Source organism: Oleiphilus sp. HI0125 (assembly GCF_001635355.1).
In genome coordinates, this window is sequence record NZ_LWGF01001188.1 from 1 (window position 1) to 1,271 (window position 1,271).

The following is a 1,271-nucleotide window of genomic DNA, read 5'->3' on the forward strand; positions in this document are numbered from 1 at the left end:
CATGCTTTACTTGATGCATCAGATGAAGCATTCGCCCCTGCATATCTTGAAATTAAGGGCGATATCTACATTCTTCAAGGTGATCGCGAGTCAGCAAAAGAAAGTTATCTAGCGGCGTTTGATATGGTGAAAGATGCGCCACAACGAGCACCACTTTTAGGTGTCAAATTGTCAGACTTGGGTGTGGACACACAGAGCCTTTAGTCACCTTCATGGATCATAGTATGACAAAGAGACTTATACAGTGTCTTGGCTTGAGCGCGGTTTTTACCGCGCTTTTTGCTTGTAGTTCTGACACTGGAAACATTCCTACAGAATTATCACGTATTGAAAACCCGATTTCTGTTGATAAAGCGTGGGACGCTGATGCAGGTTCTGGTGATGATGAATTACAACTGCAGCTAGAGCCCTTCGTTAGTGGGCCCAGCGTATTCACAATCGACATAGATGGTGAATTGCAATCTCGCTCCACAGAAACTGGTCGTTTAGAGTGGGAAGTAGATTTAGATCGCAGGGTTAGTGGCGGTGTGTCGGGAGATAGTCGCCAGCTCTATGTGAATACGTTCCAAGGGCAACTTATTGCTTTATCTCGTAGCAATGGCCAAGAATTGTGGCAAGCGCGATTAAGTTCAGAAGCACTGAGTGTTGTAGCAAGCGACGGGTCTACGGTAGTTGTGCATGCCAGCGATGGGAAGGTATTTGGGATTAACGCTGATACTGGAGCACAAAGGTGGCGTTATGATAGCGATACGCCCGTTCTTTCTCTGCGCGGCACATCTTCTCCTTTAATTAGCGGTGACTCAGTATATGTGGGTCTCGCTAATGGGGCCTTGATCGGTATTGCGATTGATTCGGGTCGTCAGCAATGGTCTGTCAACTTGGGAACACCAAGCGGACGCACTGAGCTTGAACGTCTAGTAGATGTCGATGGAACTTTTGTCTTAAGCGGAAGAACACTTTATGCAACCGCTTATCAAGGCGACTTGAAAGCCATAAGTCTTACTACTGGTGAAACCTTGTGGTCGATGGCCTTATCCTCTTATTCAGGCGTAGGTGTGTCCAAAGATGGGAATACTATTATTTCTGCAGATTCCGACGGAAGAGTTTTTGCGGTCGAGGCATCGACAGGCAAAGAGCTTTGGGAAACGGAAAAACTCCTATACCGACGTTTAGGTGCTGTTACGACAATTCTAAATTATGGAGTGGTCGCTGATTTTGAGGGTTATGTTCATTTTCTTGATTTAAGCAATGGCGATCTTGTAGGGCGTGTT

General features: G+C 46.1%; 2 protein-coding genes. Both read left to right on the forward strand.

Going from position 1 to position 1,271, the window contains the following annotated elements:
• On the forward strand, window positions 1-204 hold a 204-nt coding region (locus A3762_RS20555), incomplete at its 5' end, for a tetratricopeptide repeat protein (RefSeq protein WP_156493635.1).
• A gap of 20 nt (window positions 205-224) precedes the next feature.
• Window positions 225-1,271, forward strand: a 1,047-nt coding sequence (gene bamB / locus A3762_RS20560) for an outer membrane protein assembly factor BamB (RefSeq protein WP_197469447.1), incomplete at its 3' end; no start/stop codon positions are given.